This is a genomic window from Nocardiopsis tropica (assembly GCF_042660575.1).
Classification (GTDB): domain Bacteria; phylum Actinomycetota; class Actinomycetes; order Streptosporangiales; family Streptosporangiaceae; genus Nocardiopsis; species Nocardiopsis tropica.
Map to the genome: position 1 here is coordinate 1 of NZ_JBHSUF010000055.1, position 2,119 is coordinate 2,119.

Consider the following 2,119-nt stretch of genomic DNA (forward strand, 5'->3'; position numbering starts at 1 on the left):
CGCGATGGGGCTGCTCGCCGACCGGGTCGGCGAGATCGGCGCCGCCATCGACCGCGGCCGCGAGGGGTAGCGCGGCGGTCGGTCGGGCGACCGGCCCCTCTGCGCGGAAGGGCCGCCGCCTCCCGGGGACACCCCCCGGGGGGCGGCGGCCCTTCCGCGCGGCGCCGGAGGATCCCGGCGGGGTCCCCCGCCGTTGCGGGGGTTGTGGGGCGGCTGCGGGGAATGTAGTTTTCCTTCCACTTTCGCCCTGAGCCGCGAAGGATACCGCCGCAGCCCCGGGTGCACGGTCGCGCAAGCGCGGCCCCCGGGGACGCGGCCCACCCCCGCCCCCTCCCCCCGCTCGCGAGAGGTGCACAGACATGAGAACGACCCCCGCCGGCCGCGCCCGGCCCCGGTTCCGCGCGCGACCCGCCGGACGGCTGATCGCCGTGCTGGCCTCGGCCGCACTGGTGGCCGCCCTTCCCCAGTCCGCCCTCGCCTCCGGCGCGGACCCCGGCGCCGACCGCCCCGTCACCGCCGAGGAGCAGGAGGTCATCGACCTCAAGCTGGCCAACTCGCCGGTGAACCCCGGACCGCTGGTCTTCGGCGCCCAGCCCCTCCAGGACGTCAGGACCGCCGCGGGCACGGCCTCGGCGGACGCCTCGTGCGCGATCACCCCGCAGGAGGCCACCGCCATGACCCTGGCCCCGGTCTGGCCGGAGGTCGGGGCGGGCTCACCCGGCGCCCCCTCCCCCATGACGCTGTCCCGGTACGACAACCAGGACACCCTGTACGACCCGGCCCGCCGCGACGGGCTGTTCTTCAACCCCGGCGTCGGCCTGTGGCAGATGGACTCGGCCGGGCTCGGCGCGCACAACACCGCGGGCGAGGCGATCGACACCGCGTGGGTCGCCGGGTTCGTCGCCCCGTACATCGTCGACCGGTACTGCGCCGCGATCAACAGGGGCTCGACCGCGCCCGCCGCCCGCGCCACCGCGTGGCGCGACTGGAACGCCTGCGCGGACGGCTCGTGCGACAACGTCTACTGGCGCGCGTACAACAGCGGCGTGACGCCGGACGCGGGCGTGGGACGGCTCGGCGGCGCCGAGCCCCGCACCTGCGACTTCGAGGGCGTCGGCCACGACTGCCTGTTCGTGGACACCGCCGCCGCGGAGGGCGGGAACTGGTGGACCCGGCCCGGCAGCGGGCGGTCCCCCGTGCCCCACCCCTTCTACGTGTTCCGGAGCGAGGCCGGGGGCGTCACCCGGGAGGTCCGCAGCTGGCTGGCGGAGGACTCCGGGGCGGGCACGCACGTGACCGTCACCCGGCCGTTCGGCGCGAACGCCCGGGGCGGCCTCACCTGGGCGGACGGCGCGGGCGTCTGCGACACCACCGCCGACCGCGGCGACTGCTGACCGGTTCCCGGTCCCGGTGCGTCCCCGCCTCCGCGGGCGCCGGACGCGCCGGGCCGGCCGCGGCCGCGGGTCAGAGCCGGACGGCGTCCCGGGACGGGTCGGTGAGCATCTTCGGGTCCCGGTCGCGCAGGAGCGCGACGAGCGGGGCGGCCGTCCCGGCCTCCTGGACGGCGGCCCCCTCCTCGGCCTTCAACCCGACGAGCTGGAAGAAGAGGACGATCCCGTTCGGGGTGTCGATGGCGCGGATCTCGACGTCCGGGACGATGACGAGGGACGTCATGTCGCCGTTGGCCGGCTCCCCGCCGAGCGGGGACGGGGTGACGATCCAGTGGCCCACGTCCAGGTCGATGCCCGCGAGGAAGCGGTCGGCCAGGGCGTGGAGGACGCGCAGGACCCAGGAGGGCACGGCCTCGTCGCCGTCCTCGCGCGGGACCCTGCAGGTGAACTCGAAGCCCGAGCCGGAGACCCGGGCCTCCTCGCTGGTCTTCTCCCCGAGTTCGGTCAGGCCGAAGGTGACCAGGAGCCAGTGGCCGTCCAGGGGGTAGGCGAGCACGCCGTCGAGCCCTCCCCCCGACTTCCCGTCCGCCGCGAACTGGACGGTCAGCGGCTGTACGTCGGGGTACCGCTCCGCCCACTCCTCGTAGATCCGGACGAGTCCGGGCAGCATCTCCAGCATCGCGTCGTCGCTCTCCAGGTCGGTGGTGGCGGCGGCCGGCTCCGGCGGC

General features: G+C 76.2%; 2 protein-coding genes. One reads left to right on the plus strand and one right to left on the minus strand.

Features of this window, described 5'->3' with window-relative positions; all coding sequences use genetic code 11:
• Positions 1–359: 359 nt before the first annotated feature.
• Positions 360–1,394: a hypothetical protein gene (locus ACFQBR_RS33530; RefSeq protein ID WP_344182887.1), complete on the plus strand. Its 1,035-nt coding sequence runs from the start codon at positions 360–362 to the stop codon at positions 1,392–1,394.
• 70 nt (positions 1,395–1,464) lie between these two features.
• On the opposite strand, the gene ACFQBR_RS33535 is transcribed toward ACFQBR_RS33530, so the two are convergent.
• Complete coding sequence (locus ACFQBR_RS33535; RefSeq protein ID WP_330160108.1) at positions 1,465–2,070, minus strand: suppressor of fused domain protein; 606 nt, start codon at positions 2,068–2,070, stop codon at positions 1,465–1,467.
• Positions 2,071–2,119: the final 49 nt, after the last annotated feature.